We start from the raw sequence: 14349 nt of genomic DNA, 5'->3' as shown, positions 1-14349 counted from the left end.
CATCCTTCCCCGATCGCGGTTCCGGATAGCCTGGGCGGACCCCGCCGTCCAAGAGTCTCTCCGTGGAGGTCCGTCAGTGAAGCTGCTCGTCACCGGAGGCGCCGGCTACATCGGCAGCGTCGTCTCCGCTCTGCTTCTGGAGGCGGGGCACGAGGTCGTCGTGCTGGACGACCTGTCGACCGGGCACAAGGACGCGGTACCCGAAGGCGCCCGGCTGGTGCGCGGCACCCTGCGCGACACGGCGGCCGACGTCCTCGCCGGCGCGGGCTTCGAGGCCGTGCTGCACTTCGCGGCCAAGTCCCTCGTCGGCGAGTCGGTGCAGAAGCCCGGCCTGTACTGGGACAAGAACCTCGGCGAGTCGCTCGCGCTGCTGGAGGCGATGCGCGTCGCCGGCGTCCCCCGGATCGTGTTCTCCTCGACGGCCGCGACGTACGGGGAGCCGGAGTCGACGCCGATCCTGGAGACCGACCCGACCCGTCCGACCAACCCCTACGGCGCGTCCAAGCTGGCGATCGACACGACGCTGACCGAGTACGCGCGGCTGCACGGCATCGGCGCGGTGTCGCTGCGGTACTTCAACGTGGCGGGCGCCTACGGGCGGCACGGCGAGCGGCACGCCGTCGAGACGCACCTGATCCCGAACGTGCTGAAGATCGCGCAGGGGGACGGGTCCGCGGTGAAGCTGTTCGGCGACGACTACCCGACGTCCGACGGCACCTGCGTGCGCGACTACATCCACGTGGTCGACCTCGGCCGCGCCCACCTGCTCGCGCTGGACGCCTGCGCCCCCGGCGCGCACGAGATCTTCAACCTGGGCAGCGGCACCGGCAACTCCGTCCGGGAGGTCGTGGACGTGTGCCGCGAGGTCACCGGCCGCGACATCCCGGCCGAGACGGCGCCGCGCCGGCCCGGCGACCCGGCCGTGCTGATCGCCTCGTCCGACAAGATCCAGGAGCGGCTCGGCTGGAAGCCCGAGCGGGACCTGCGCACCATGGTCGACGACGCGTGGACCTTCCTGCGGTCCCGGTGACCGGGAGCCTGGCCGAGTCGTTCGGCGCGGCGTTCGGGCGGCCGCCGGACGGCGTCTGGCACGCGCCCGGCCGGGTCAACCTGATCGGCGAGCACACCGACTACAACGACGGCTTCGTGCTGCCGTTCGCGCTGTCGCGCGGGGTCTCGGTGGCCGCCGCGCGGCGCGACGACGGCCTGATCGAGGTGCGGTCGCGGCAGGCCGCCGCCGCCGTCACCGCCCCGGTGGACGGTCCGCCGGTCGTCTCCGAGGGCTGGCCGGACGAGCGGTCGTGGGCGGCGTACCCGGTCGGCGTGGCGCGGGTCCTGCGCGAGCACGGGGCGGGCGGCGCGACGCTCCTGATCGACTCCGATCTTCCGCAGGGCGCGGGGCTGTCGTCGTCGGCCGCGCTGGAATGCGCGACGGCGCTGGCGCTCCGCGACCTGCACGGCGTGCAGGCCGGCCGTCCGGCGCTGGCCCGGCTGGCGCAGCGCGCGGAGAACGAGCAGGTCGGCATGCCGTGCGGGCTGATGGACCAGTCGGCGTCCCTGCTGTGCACGGCCGGGCACGCGCTGATGCTCGACTGCCGCAGCGGGCTGTCGTCCCAGGTGCCGTTCGACCCGGCCGCCGCCGGGCTGACCCTCCTGGTGGTCGACACGCGCGCCTCGCACGCCCTGACCGGCGGCGAGTACGGCCGGCGCCGCGCCGAATGCGAGGAGGCGGCGGCGCTGCTGGGCGTCGCCGCGCTGCGCGACGTCGAAGACCTGGCCGGGGCGCTGGGGACGCTGCGCGACCCGGTGCTGCGGCGGCGCGTCCAGCACGTCGTCACCGAGAACCACCGCGTGGAGGCCACCGTCGGCCTCCTGCGGGCGGGCGCCCTGCCCGAGTTCGGCGCGATGCTGAACGCGTCGCATCTGTCGCTGCGCGACCAGTTCGAGGTGTCCTGGCCCGAAGCCGACGCCACCGTCGACACCGCGCTGCTGGCCGGCGCCCGGGGCGGCCGCATGGTCGGCGGCGGCTTCGGCGGCTCGGTGATCGTCCTGACGCCCGCCGACCGCGCCGCGAAGGTGCGGGACGCGATCACCGCCGCCTACGCCGAGCGCAGCTGGACGCCCCCCGAGTTCCTGGACGCCGTCCCGTCCCAGGGCGCCCACCGCCTCAGCTGACCGCGGGCGGGGGCGGGCCTCCGGGCGTCAGCCGCCGAGGGCGGAGTTGATGTCCGCCAGGAGGCGGGCGGCGTCCTCGGCGGGTTCGGTCTGGTCGACGGCGGTGAAGCCGTCCACGGCGGCGGACGCGTGCGAGGCCGCCTCGTCCAGGCGGCCCGCCTGCGCCAGTACGCGGGCCTGTTCGAACGAGGTCAGCGCGGTCTCCCAGACGCGGTTCGGCTCGTTGTCCGGGGGCAGGGCCGCGAGTGCCTCGCGGGCCGTCTCCATGGCGGTCGCCGCCCCGTCCGTGTCGCCGCTCCACGCCAGGCACATCGCGGCGCGGCGGCGGGCGCGGACCACCCCGTACGGGTCGCCGGCCTTCTCGAACGCCTCGGCGGCCTGCGCGTACCGTTCGGCGGCCTGCGCGTCCATGTCGAGGCCCGTCAGGACGTCGGCGGCCTCGCGGAGGAAGTGCGCGACGGCGTCGTGCTGCCCGTCCCGCGCGGCGTCGTCGGCGAAGGACGTGAACAGGGCGGCGGCGTCCTCCTCGCCGAGCTGCTTCTGCGCGTGCGCGAGGATCAGCCGGCAGCGCCGGGCGACGTCGCCGCCGAGGTTCGGCAGCGCCTCCTCGGCGGCCTCCGCCGCCTCCAGGGCGCGGTCGGTGGACAGGTAGGCGGCGGCGAGTTCCACCCGGAGCTCGACGGCCTGCTCGTGCAGGCCCTCGGCCGTCCATCCCGCGATGGCCTCGACCAGGTCGGCGACGGCGTCGGCCGGACGATCCGCGGCGAGGAACGCCTGGCCGCGCTCGGAGTGCGCGGCGGCGCGCATCGGCGACGGTTCGCGCAACGCGGCGATCACCTCGTCGAGCAGGGTGAACACCTCCTTGTCCGGGCCGCCGTCCCGGCGGGCCAGGGTCCGCGCCAGCAGCAGCGCGGGCGAGGCGGCCAGGGCCGGATCGCCGGACGCCCGCCCCGTCTCCATCGAGCGGCGCAGCGCCGCCACGGCCTCGTCGCCCCGGTCGGTCAGCAGGAGCGCCTGCCCGCGCAGGAACCACAGCTCCCCGGCGCGGTCGGGCGCGTCGCCCGGGTCGACCTCGGCCAGGACGGCGAGGGCGTCGGCGGGACGGTCGAACCTGAGGTGCGCGGTCGCGAGGCGGAGCAGCGCGGGCGCGGCGTCGCCGTCCTCCCCCGGATGCGCGGCGAAGTGGTCGGCGGCGGCGATCACCTGCTCCAGCCCGCTCTCGTCGCCGAGGTCGATGCGGACCGCGCCGAGGCGGCCGAGCGTGCGGTGCCGGCGCGTCTCGTCGCCCAGCTCGCCGAACAGCCGGGCCGCCTCCTCCCAGCACTCGACCGCGTTCCGGCCGTCGCCGCCGACGGCGTGCTCGACGCCCCGGGCGTCCAGGCGGCGGGCCCGCTGCGGCGGCGTCGGCTCGGTCGTCTCCGCGACGGCGTCGAACCGCCGCCAGGCCGCGAGCATCCCCGGCACGTCGCTGCTCCTGCGGCGCCGGTCGCCGATGTCGAGGAGCTCGTCGAGATCGTCCACGGCGGCGAGGTCGTCCCGCGGGGCGGGCTCCGGCGCGGGGGCAGGGGTCGCCGGGAGGCGGTGGTGGGCGGCCAGCGGGACGAACTCGGCGACCGGCTCGGCGGCCAGCGCGGCGGCGACCCGGTCGCCCTGCCGGGACGTGCCGTTGCGGGCGTCGAAGCGGGCGGCGAGGCCCGTCGCCCGCTGCGTCAGCTCGGCGCGCAGCTCCGCCGCCGGGACGTCCGCCGCCGGCCGGCCGTCGGCGGCGGGACGCCGGACCGTCGCGGCGGCGTGCCCGGCGGCGGCCACCCGGCCGAGGAGGAGGGCCGCCGCGGCGGAGAACTCCATGTCGGCGTGCGCGCTGGGCGCCCGGTCCAGCCAGCCGAGATGCCGCTGCAGGATCTCCAGCCCGCGGGCCTCGTTGCCCGTGGTCGCGCAGAACTCCAGATGCTCGGCGATGTCGCTGAGGTCGGCGAGCCGGGTCCGGTGCACCCGGTAGGCGCGGCGGTGCGCGTCGGCGGCCTGCTCGGCGCGGCCCGTCCGCAGGTACACCGGCAGCAGCGCGGTCTGGATGGACTGCGGCTGCTCGTTGCAGTTCAGCTGCGCGTTCAGGACGGGGGCGGCGACCTCGAACGCCTCCTCGTGGCGGCCGGCCTCGATGAGGTGCCGGGCCATGCCGGTGGGGTCGCAGCCCTCGCAGTCGGACAGCTCGTCGCGTTCGGCGGCGCGCCACTTCAGGTACCACTCGTCGGCCGTCCCGTCGCCGACGTGCCGCGCCACCACGTTGCGGTAGTGGTACACCGCCTGGAGGCTGTGCCCGCCCGCCTTGTAGCGCCGCTCCATGTCGTCCAGCACGGCGTAGGTGCGGTCCAGCGGGATCTCGGGGAACAGGGTGAGGGAGCTGACGATCGCCTTCATCTGCCACAGCAGGCCGTGGGTCTCGTCGAACCGGCCCGGGTCGCGGTCATGGTCGGCCAGCGTCCGGCTGAACGTCGCGAACGCCTTCACCGGCTCGCCGCCGTACCGGTAGGCGTCGGTCAGCCGCACCCGCACGTGGAACGCGAGCACCTCGTCGCCCGCCGCCTCGGCGCGCCGGAGGGCGTCCTCGACCAGGACGGTGCGGGCCTCCCCGTAGGGCAGTTCCTGCGACCGCCCCATCAGGGCATAGACGTCATCCGTGCTCATTCGGGAGCCTCCGGGGAGTGGACGGCCCACTCCAGCAGGCCGATGAAGGAACGGTTCAGCACCGCCGTGTCGGCGGGCCGCAGCGGATGGTGGCCGAGCAGCAGCGCCTGCCCGTACAGGGCCTGGACGGCCGGCTCGACCGGCCCGCCGTCGCCGAGCGAGGTGACCCGCCGGGCCAGCGGATTGCGGTAGTTCAGCACCAGTTGCGGACGTTCGACCCCCGCGGGGCCGACGGCGCCGAGGACGTCCGCCCACAGCTCGCCCGCTTCCTCCCTGGCCCGCGTCAGCTCCTCGCGGAACTGCGCGTCCCGGCTGGTCAGATACAGCGCGGGCAGCGACGCCGGGTCGAAGTCGCGGACGACGACCTCGCAGCCGAGCCGCTCCACCGCCCGCTGCGCCGCCGCCAGGAACGGCCGCAGCGCCAGCTCGGCCGCCGGATCGAGGACGCCGAACGTCGTGGTCAGCTCGGCCGCGTCCAGCCTGGCCAGCCGGATGTCCGGGTCGAGGTCGGGCAGCCGCTCGATGATCTCGGTGTCGTGCACGTAGCCGCCGTTGACCAGCCCGACGCCCTGCGCGCCCGCGACCGCCGACAGCCGCCGGAACTCGTCCACGGACGCGGTGAACCGGCCGTCCGGATGCCGGCGGCGGAACTCGTGCAGCGTCATCGGCCCGGCGGACGTCTCGTACTCCAGCCAGCGGTCGACGATCCGCAGCATGTCGCCGTCGTGCAGCGCCATCGCCTTCACGCCGAGCTGGTGCAGCCGCAGGAACGCGCGCAGCCGCGCCGGGTCGGTCTCGGCCAGCTTCACCAGCCACTGCCGCAGCACCTCGCCGAGCCCGGACCGCGTCGATTCGAGCAGCTCGTCCTCGTAGAGGGCCTCGCGGCTCGCGGTCGGCCGCAGCTCCCCCGCGTCCACGACGCACCGCGCGAAGAACGCCCAGTCGGGGAGGAGGCCCTCGACGCTCTCGGCCAGCAGCATCCGCTTCAGATAGACCCGATGGGAGGCCCGCGCGGACGGCGACACGGGCGCGGGCAGGACGAACGCGACACCCGTCAGCCCCGCCTCGGGCACGTCCAGGTCGACGACGTCGAACGGCGTGAACCCGTAAAGCTCCTCGCAGTACTGCTCCAGCGCCCGCCTCCGCCCGGCCGGGTCGCGGTAGGACGTCCGCCACGGCGGCCCGTCACCCGTGACCGGCGCACCGTCGACGGTCAGCTCGACCGGCAGCAGCGACCCGTAGGTACGGGCCAGCTCGGCCACGACCTCCGGGCTCAGCAACTCCCCCGCGCCCTGACGGGCTTTGAGCGTGACCGTCGTGCCCGGCTCGTCCCTCTTACCGGGCTCGACCTGGTAACTGCCTCCGGAGCGGCCCGTCCACCGGACGGCGTCGCCGCCCTTCGCCGACCGCGTGACCACCTCGATCTCGTCCGCGACGAGAAAGGCCGACAGGAGCCCGATACCGAACTGCCCCAGGAAGTCGTGCCGCGCGAACCCCAGCTCGTCGCGCTTGGACGACCGTCCAATGGTCGCCAGCAGCGTGTGGACTTCGTCCTCGGTGAGCCCGACGCCGTCATCATGGACCTTGAGCACCCCGCCACCGGTCTCGATCACGACCCGCCCACCGGCGCCCCGCGCAGTGATCGCGTCCACCGCGTTCTGCAGCAACTCACGCAGATAAACGCGCGGGCTCGCGTAGAGGTGGCGGCTCAGCAGATCCACCACACCCCGCAGATCCACTTGGAAAGCCTGTTCCGCCACCGTCCGCCTCCCCGATCGCCTTCCCGAGCGGATCACACCCTAGCGACCGATACCGACGATCTTCAGGTCATTTGCCGCCGGTACGGTGTTGGCGAGCACCGCACCGGCTGGAGGACACGTGGGCGCCCACCTCACCGCGGTACGGCGCGCGGCCCCGGTGCTCGGCATCGCGGTACTCGGTTTCGCGTCGGCCTCCGCCGCCTACCTCTGGTGGAGCCTGACCGCGGCCGTACTGCTCGGCCTCGCCGCCTGCGTCGGCTCCGCCGCCGCGCTCGCGATGCTGTACCGGTCGGGGCGGCCGCTCCGGTTCAAGAGCGTCCCGCTGTACCTCGGCCTGCTCGCGCTGATCGTCCTCTACATCGTCGGCATCATCACCGCGCGGGACGTCGCGCTGACGCTGACCGGCACCGACGCCGACGCCGTCGTGGCGAGAACCTGGACGACCTACGACAGCGGCCGCAAGCACAAGACGCAGCACCACTGCACGGTGACCCTCTCCGACGGCACCCCGCTCCCCCGCGAGTTGGGGTCGAACTGCGTAGGCCGCGACCCCGGCGACACCCTCCCGATCGTCTTCACCCCGGGCAAACCCTTCCCACCGGTCAGCGGCCCCAAGTCGGACATGCAAACGGCGGGAGAGGCCCAGGTGACGTCGATCGCCGCCCTCGTCCTCCTCCTCTCGATCGCCCTCGGAAGCCCGCCCAAGCGCACATGACGCCGCGACCGAAACACCTCAGAACCCGGCTTGAGATCACGATGCACCATCCCGGCGGCATGGACGGCCTCCAGCGCCTCGGCCAGTCCCGCGCCCAGGAAAAATTCCCATGTCGAGGGAGTGCGCTCATGGGCAGTCATGTCCGGCGCCCTTGGGGGACGCTTTCGAGTGGTGGGTCCGACACGATGGGCCCGGCGTCGGCCGGTTCGGGCTGACGGTGACGTCCGAGGGTGACCGGCTGTGGCTGGACGATCCAGGTCGCGCGGTCAGCGGCCGGTCGCGCCGTCGATGAGTTCGCGGAGGATGTCGGCGTGGCCCGCGTGGCGGCCGGTCTCCTCGATCATGTGGGTGAGCGCCCAGCGGAGCGTGGGGGCGGGGCGTCCCGGGCGGGGAACGGGGGCGGCGAGGTCGGTGCATCCGTCGAGCACCTCGTTCGCGCGCTCGACCGTCTCCCGGTAGCGGGCGACGACCTCGGCCACGCCGTCCTCCGGCGCCGCCTTGAACGTCGCCTGCCAGTCGCTGACCTCTTCCCCGAGGAACATCGCGCGTTCGACGGACGTCAGGTGGGCGAGCAGGCCGAGCAGGTTCGTGCCGGACGGCACCATGGCCGTCCGGACCTGCGGTTCGGGGGCGCCGTCGACCTTCGCGGCGATGGAGGCGCGGAGGTAGTCGAGGAAGCCGCGCAGGACCTCGGCCTCGCTGCCTCCCGTCCGGGGCGGCGGGGTGTCGCGGCGGCGCTTGCCGCCGGTCGTGCCGGGCATCGTGTCTCCCTTTCAGTGGACGGACATCGCCAACGCACTCAGCCTTTCCCGCCCGCCGCGGTTAGGCACAAAGCTTTGCGATTCCAGCAAACGAGGCCGTCCGCACATGGGACGAGCCCCGGGCCTTGGGGGCCGGGGCTCGTCGTGGTGCCGTGGGGTCAGATGAGGCCGAGCTTGCGGACGGCGTCGCGCTCCTCGGACAGCTCGTTCACCGAGGCGTCGATGCGGGCGCGGGAGAAGTCGTCGATGTCCAGGCCCTGGACGATCTCCCACTCGCCGTCCTTCGTGGTGACCGGGAAGGACGAGATGAGGCCCTCGGGGACGCCGTAGGAGCCGTCCGACACGACCGCCATGGACGTCCAGGTGCCCTCGGCGGTGCCGTTCACCCAGGTGTGCACGTGGTCGATCGCGGCGGACGCGGCCGACGCGGCGGAGGAGGCGCCGCGCGCCTCGATGATCGCGGCGCCGCGCTTGGCGACGGTCGGGATGAAGTCGTTCTCCAGCCAGTTCTGGTCGTTCACCGTCGCGGCGGCGTTCTTGCCGGCGATCTCGGCGTGGAAGATGTCCGGGTACTGGGTCGCGGAGTGGTTGCCCCAGATGGTCATCTTCTTGATGTCGGCGACGGAGACGCCGGCCTTCTTGGAGAGCTGCGCGAGCGCGCGGTTGTGGTCGAGGCGCGTCATCGCGGTGAAGCGCGCGGCGGGGACGTCCGGGGCGTGCGACTGCGCGATCAGGGCGTTGGTGTTGGCCGGGTTGCCGACCACCAGGATCTTGACGTCGTCGGCGGCGCCCGCGTTGATGGCCTCGCCCTGCGGCTTGAAGATGCCGCCGTTGGCCTCCAGCAGGTCGCCGCGCTCCATGCCCTTCGTGCGCGGGCGGGCGCCGACGAGCAGCGCCACGTTCGTCCCCTCGAACGCCTTGACGGCGTCGTCGAAGATGTCGATGCCGGACAGCAGCGGGAACGCGCAGTCGTCCAGCTCCATCGCGGTGCCCTCGGCGGCCTTCACCGCCTGCGGAATCTCCAGCAGGCGCAGGCGTACGGGTACGTCCGCGCCGAGGAGGTGCCCGGACGCGATGCGGAACAGCAGCGCGTAGCCGATCTGGCCCGCGGCTCCGGTGACGGTGACGTTGACTGGGGTGCGCGACATTGTCCTTCTTCTCCTGCTGTGACCTGACGGGGCTCAGGCGGCCATCCTTCGAACCCGACCGCCGAAGAGCCGCGCCGCCGCGGTTTCTCTCGCCGTCGAGATAGTTCGACGTCAGGCTATCGCGCGCCCCCTACCCGCCACCGCCCAGGTGCACCCACCGGCATGCCCGGAGACGCGAAAGGCCGCCCCGGGCGGATCCGGGGCGGCCCTCGGGAGAAGTCTCAGCGGTCAGCCGTTGATCTTCTTCTGGAGGTTGGTGTCCAACGCCTCCAGGAACTCCTGCGTGGTCAGGAAGGGCGTGTCCCGGCCGACGAGGAGGGCGAGGTCCTTGGTCATCTGGCCGTGCTCGACCGTCTCGACGCAGACCTGCTCCAGCTTGCGGGCGAAGTCGATCAGTTCGGGGGTGTTGTCGAGCTTGCCGCGGTGCTCAAGGCCCCGCGTCCAGGCGAAGATGGACGCGATGGGGTTGGTCGACGTCGGCTTGCCCTGCTGGTGCTGCCGGTAGTGGCGGGTCACCGTGCCGTGCGCGGCCTCGGCCTCGACGGTCTTGCCGTCCGGGGTCATGAGGACGGACGTCATGAGGCCCAGCGAGCCGTAGCCCTGCGCGAGGGTGTCGGACTGGACGTCGCCGTCGTAGTTCTTGGCGGCCCAGACGAACCCACCCTCCCACTTGAGCGCGGCGGCGACCATGTCGTCGATGAGCCGGTGCTCGTAGGTCAGGCCCTTGGCCTCGAAGTCCGACTTGAACTCGGCCTCGTAGATCTCCTGGAAGAGGTCCTTGAACCGGCCGTCGTAGGCCTTGAGGATCGTGTTCTTCGTCGACAGGTACAGCGGCATCTCGCGGCTCAGGGCGTACCGCATGCTCGTCCGGGCGAAGTCACGGATCGAGTCGTCGTAGTTGTACATCCCCATCGCGACGCCGCCGCCGGGGAAGTCCGCGACTTCCATCTCCATCGGCTCGGAGCCGTCCTGGGGGGTGTAGGTGATCGTCACCTTGCCCGGGCCGGGGACGACGAAGTCGGTGGCCTTGTACTGGTCGCCGTGGGCGTGCCGGCCGATGATGATCGGCTTCGTCCAACCGGGGACCAGGCGGGGGATGTTGGACGTGACGATCGGCTCACGGAAGATCACGCCGCCCAGGATGTTGCGGATCGTCCCGTTCGGGGACCGCCACATCTTCTTCAGGCCGAACTCCTCGACGCGCGCCTCGTCGGGGGTGATGGTCGCGCACTTGACGCCGACGCCGTGCTCCTGGATCGCCTTGGCGGCGTCGATCGTGACCTGGTCGTCCGTGGCGTCACGGTGCTCGATTCCCAGGTCGTAGTACTTCAGGTCCACATCGAGGTAGGGCAGGATCAACTGGTCCTTGATGAATTTCCAGATGATCCGCGTCATTTCGTCGCCGTCGAGTTCGACGACCGGGCCCGCTACTTTGATCTTGGGCATGCTTGTGCTGTCCCTTTCCTACACCTGGCCAGCAGTCCTTGTAAGGCTCAACTGGCTAGGCTAGCCGAGGCGGTCACGCGGTCTAGACCTGGCCCGGCCCAGAACGCCTCCACCTGGGACGACGCGCTAGACCCGCGGTCCGTTCCCGGGGGGCGGGCCGCCTGCGGAGCGGCGCCCGGCGAGAAGGAGCCGGATGCCGCGCGCCGCCGCCGTGAGCGCGATCAGCACGCCGAAGGCGCCCGCGAGGACGAGGCCGGTCTTGTTCATCGGCGGGATGCTCAACGACACGAACGCGACCATCTCGCCGAGGATCACGAGCGTCCAGCAGTCGACGGACCGGCTGCGCACGGCGAGCGGGCCGAGCTGCGACTCCGGCAGCAGCAGCCGGGCGAGCGCGCCGATGAGCAGTGCGGCGGCCATCAGGCCGGAGCCCTTGCGGAAGTAGTTGAAGGCGCACAGGGTGAGGCCGGCGCCCACCCCGCTGAGCACGAGCAGGTACGGAAGCTGCGCCAGCCAGTGCGGCGCGGCGCCCCTGCGGCGCGGGGCCCTGCGCCTGCGCCGGTGCACCTGAGTGCTCATGGCCCTCACGGTATCGCCGATCGCGGCGCGGGACGACATCGCGCGTCCGGCGGGAGGGCGGCTCCGCGCCTCCCGGGATGGAACGGTCCGGCTTGTCCCCCGTCGCCGGGAATAGGGGTGGGGCGGATGGTGCCCGGGTGATGCCCGAGAGGCCGGAATCCCTTGCACCATCGGTGCTACTCGCCAGTAGGAGGGTGTGACGGCACGGCGCCCGGGTAACCCGGCAGACAGGGGTCGCTAACTAGCTGGGAGGACTGCCGTGGAGGGGCCGTTCATGCGGATCGAGGACAGCGGGCTGGTGGTGCCGCTGCGCCCCGACGTTACGACGGTCGGGAGAGGGAGAGGAGTCGACGTACGCCTCGACGACCCGAGTGTGTCCCGTTTGCACGCAGAAATCGTCCGACGTGGCCCGTACGTCTACGTGGTGGACATGGGCCTGTCCCGCAATGGGACCCGAGTCAACGGCAGGCCGATCGCCCGCCGAGTGCTGGAGGACGGTGACGTCGTGAGCTTCGGCACGGCGCGCTGCCGGTTGGGGGGCATCCCCCGTGAGGAGGTCGACCCGGACGTCGAACTGCGGCGCGCCGTCGCGCCCGAGCTCACCCGCCGCGAGGTCGACGTGCTGACCTCGCTGTGCCGTCCCGCCCTGTCCGACGAGGCGTTCGTGGCCCCCGCCACGGCACGCGACATCGCCGGCGAGCTGGTCGTCACGGAGGCGGCCGTCAAGCAGCATCTGCTGCGCCTCTACCAGAAGTTCCGCATCCCCGAGGGCGCCAACCGGCGCACGCGGCTCGCCAACGAGGTCATCGCCATGGGCCTCGTCCGTCCGCTGCCGCCGGTGCACGTCCCCCACCAGAGCCGTCCGCCGATGGACGGCCGGGTCCCCGGGGTCCGCGGGACGACGGAGACGCGGAGGCCGGGCACGCCCGGCCACGGCCACGGGCCGGGCCGTCCGGCGCCGACCACCGCCGGACGGAGGGCGAGCTGAGGTGAACCTGCGGTCGCCCTCCCGGCAGCGCGACGAGGGCGACCGCTGAACCCTCCCGGCCGGAACCGCGCAGGTGACGGCGCGGTTCCGGCCGGGGAGACGGGTACGGGGCCGCCGCCTCGGTGCTGGGGCGGCGGCCCCGTCCGTGCGTCAGCGCCGCTTCTCGGCGGCCTCGACGACGTTCGCGAGCAGCATGGCGCGGGTCATCGGGCCGACGCCGCCGGGGTTGGGCGCGACCCACCCGGCGACCTCGCGGACGTCGGCGGCGACGTCGCCCGCGAGCCTGCCGTCGACCCGGGAGACGCCCACGTCGAGGACGGCGGCGCCCGGCTTGACCATGTCGGCGGTGATGAGGCCCGGGACGCCGGCGGCGGCCACGACGATGTCGGCGGCGCGGGTGTGCGCGGCCAGGTCGCGGGTCGCGGTGTGGCAGAGGGTGACGGTCGCGTTCTCGGTGCGGCGGGTCAGCAGCAGGCCGAGCGAGCGCCCGACCGTGATGCCGCGGCCGACGACGGCGACCTCCGCGCCCTTGATCGGGACGTCGAAGCGGCGCAGCAGCTCGACGATGCCCTTCGGGGTGCAGGGCAGCGGCCCCGGCTGCATCAGGACGAGCCGCCCCAGGTTCGTCGGGTGCAGGCCGTCGGCGTCCTTGGCCGGGTCGATGCGCTCCAGCACGCGCTGCTCGTCCAGGCCCTTCGGCAGCGGGAGCTGGACGATGTAGCCGGTGCAGCCGGGGTCGGCGTTCAGCTCGGCGACGGTCCGCTCCACGTCGTCCTGGGTGGCGGTGGCGGGCAGGTCGCGGCGGATGCTCTCGATCCCGACCTCGGCGCAGTCGCGGTGCTTCATGGTGACGTAGGAGTGGCTGCCCGGGTCGTCGCCGACCAGCACGGTGCCGAGCCCCACGGTGACGCCGCGGTCGCGGAGCGCCTCGACGCGGACCTTGAGGTCCGAGCGGATCTCGGCGGCCGTGGCCTTGCCGTCCAGAGTCTGTGCCGTCATTGCGTTCCTCCGCGTGGATCTCGCCAGGGCCCCGCAGGACCGAGCCCGGCTCAGGTCCCGTCCACCCAGGCGCGCGGTGTCCGGACTGTCGTTCGCTCCCCGGTGGTGATCCACCTTGCCGCGCCAGTCGCGTGAAAACCCATGGTAACGGCCGAGTGGCACCTGGAAATCGGCGCCGAGTGGCCCTGCCGCGGCGGGCGCGGGGCCTTCTAGCGTGCTCGGCATGAGCGACGCATGGTTCGAGCGGCCCGTCCTGACCGGGCGCTACGTGCGGCTGGAGCCGCTGTCCCGCGAGCACGCCGGCGGGCTGTTCGAGGCGTCCAAGGACCCGGGCGTGTGGACGTGGCTCAGCGAGCGGCAGCCCGCGACGGCCGCCGAGATGGGCGTGCTGGTCGACAAGGCCCTCGCCCACTGCGAGCGCCGCCTGCGGCTCCCCTGGGTCCAGATCGACGCGGCGACCGGCGACGTGGCGGGGACGACGTCGTACTACGAGGTCGTGCCGTCGCACCGCGGCCTGTGCATCGGCCACACCTGGCTCGGCGCGCGGTGGCACCGGACGGGGCTGAACACCGAGGCGAAGCTGCTCCTGCTCGGCCGCGCGTTCGACGAGCTGGGCGCGATCAGGGTCGGCTGGCACACGCACGTCCGGAACGCGAGGTCGCGGGCGGCGATCGAGCGGCTCGGCGCCTCGTTCGAGGGCGTGCACCGCAAGCACCGGATCCTGTCGGACGGGTCGGTCCGCGACACGGCCGCCTACGGGATGACGGACGACGAGTGGCCCGCGGCGGCGCGGGCCCTGCGCGGGCGGCTGCGCTAGTCCTCGGAGCGCTGCCGGCGGGCGAGCACCCGGTCGGTGCCGTGCCAGCCGAGCTGCGCGGCGAGGAGCGCGGCCAGGAACGCGGCGACCAGCCCGATCACCTGCCGGGAGTCCATCAGCAGCGCCTCGACCAGGTACACCGACCGCAGCATGACGGCGAGCAGCACGTCCATCGCGCCTCCAGGAGGGACTCTCGCGCCCTGGGGGTCAGAGGAGGGTGTGAGGACGCGGTCGCGCCGAGGCTACCCGCAGCGCGAAGTGGAATATGCCGGGCCA

General features: G+C 73.1%; 13 protein-coding genes and 1 riboswitch. Of the genes, 5 read left to right on the top strand and 8 right to left on the bottom strand.

Features of this window, described 5'->3' with window-relative positions; genetic code table 11:
- The first annotated feature begins 76 nt into the window (after positions 1-76).
- Complete coding sequence (gene galE / locus ACA511_RS06940) at positions 77-1030, top strand: UDP-glucose 4-epimerase GalE (protein WP_375023212.1); 954 nt, start codon at positions 77-79, stop codon at positions 1028-1030.
- Positions 1006-2175, top strand: a complete 1170-nt coding sequence (galK, locus tag ACA511_RS06935; RefSeq protein ID WP_375023211.1) for a galactokinase — start codon at positions 1006-1008, stop codon at positions 2173-2175. Before galE ends, galK begins: the two co-directional genes overlap by 25 nt.
- Positions 2176-2202: 27 nt before the next feature.
- Here galK and ACA511_RS06930 read toward each other — a convergent pair whose 3' ends face one another.
- Entirely contained in the window at positions 2203-4860 is a 2658-nt protein-coding gene (locus ACA511_RS06930; RefSeq protein ID WP_375023210.1) for a hypothetical protein, read from the bottom strand.
- Positions 4857-6620, bottom strand: a complete 1764-nt coding sequence (locus tag ACA511_RS06925; RefSeq protein WP_375023209.1) for an HSP90 family protein — start codon at positions 6618-6620, stop codon at positions 4857-4859. The genes ACA511_RS06930 and ACA511_RS06925 overlap by 4 nt, the downstream gene beginning before the upstream one ends.
- Before the next feature lie 118 nt (positions 6621-6738).
- Here ACA511_RS06925 and ACA511_RS06920 point away from each other — a divergent pair, with 118 nt between their 5' ends.
- On the top strand, positions 6739-7335 hold the full coding sequence (locus ACA511_RS06920) for a hypothetical protein (RefSeq protein ID WP_375023208.1): 597 nt from the start codon (positions 6739-6741) through the stop codon (positions 7333-7335).
- Positions 7336-7601: 266 nt separating this feature from the next.
- Here ACA511_RS06920 and ACA511_RS06915 read toward each other — a convergent pair whose 3' ends face one another.
- From ACA511_RS06915 to ACA511_RS06900, 4 genes are all read right to left on the bottom strand, one after another.
- Positions 7602-8096 carry a DinB family protein gene (locus ACA511_RS06915; protein ID WP_375023207.1) on the bottom strand — a complete coding sequence of 165 codons (495 nt, stop codon included), beginning with the start codon at positions 8094-8096 and terminating at the stop codon, positions 7602-7604.
- Positions 8097-8254: 158 nt separating this feature from the next.
- The gene (locus ACA511_RS06910) at positions 8255-9244 is read right to left on the bottom strand and encodes a malate dehydrogenase (RefSeq protein ID WP_375023206.1); all 990 of its coding nucleotides are present in this window, start codon (positions 9242-9244) and stop codon (positions 8255-8257) included.
- 228 nt (positions 9245-9472) lie between these two features.
- Positions 9473-10690, bottom strand: a complete 1218-nt coding sequence (locus tag ACA511_RS06905; protein WP_375023205.1) for an NADP-dependent isocitrate dehydrogenase — start codon at positions 10688-10690, stop codon at positions 9473-9475.
- 126 nt (positions 10691-10816) lie between these two features.
- The gene (locus ACA511_RS06900; protein ID WP_375023204.1) at positions 10817-11269 is read right to left on the bottom strand and encodes a DUF3017 domain-containing protein; all 453 of its coding nucleotides are present in this window, start codon (positions 11267-11269) and stop codon (positions 10817-10819) included.
- 259 nt (positions 11270-11528) lie between these two features.
- Here ACA511_RS06900 and ACA511_RS06895 point away from each other — a divergent pair, with 259 nt between their 5' ends.
- Positions 11529-12257 (top strand): FHA domain-containing protein, encoded by a 729-nt coding sequence (locus ACA511_RS06895; protein ID WP_375023203.1) that lies wholly within the window; start codon positions 11529-11531, stop codon positions 12255-12257.
- Positions 12258-12407: 150 nt separating this feature from the next.
- Here ACA511_RS06895 and ACA511_RS06890 read toward each other — a convergent pair whose 3' ends face one another.
- Complete coding sequence (locus ACA511_RS06890; protein WP_375023202.1) at positions 12408-13256, bottom strand: bifunctional methylenetetrahydrofolate dehydrogenase/methenyltetrahydrofolate cyclohydrolase; 849 nt, start codon at positions 13254-13256, stop codon at positions 12408-12410.
- Between the two features lie 56 nt (positions 13257-13312).
- Positions 13313-13397: riboswitch (ZMP/ZTP riboswitch) on the bottom strand.
- A gap of 82 nt (positions 13398-13479) precedes the next feature.
- On the opposite strand from ACA511_RS06890, the gene ACA511_RS06885 reads away from it, so the two are divergent.
- Complete coding sequence (locus ACA511_RS06885; RefSeq protein ID WP_375023201.1) at positions 13480-14073, top strand: GNAT family N-acetyltransferase; 594 nt, start codon at positions 13480-13482, stop codon at positions 14071-14073.
- Here ACA511_RS06885 and ACA511_RS06880 read toward each other — a convergent pair.
- Positions 14070-14246 carry a hypothetical protein gene (locus ACA511_RS06880; RefSeq protein ID WP_375023200.1) on the bottom strand — a complete coding sequence of 59 codons (177 nt, stop codon included), beginning with the start codon at positions 14244-14246 and terminating at the stop codon, positions 14070-14072. The two genes, ACA511_RS06885 and ACA511_RS06880, sit on opposite strands and share 4 nt — an antisense overlap.
- Between the last annotated feature and the right edge of the window lie 103 nt (positions 14247-14349).

This window comes from Actinomadura sp. GTD37 (assembly GCF_041951365.1).
Classification (GTDB): domain Bacteria; phylum Actinomycetota; class Actinomycetes; order Streptosporangiales; family Streptosporangiaceae; genus Spirillospora.
The sequence above is the reverse complement of the archived record's forward strand: the minus strand, read 5'-3'. Positions and strand labels throughout refer to the sequence as shown.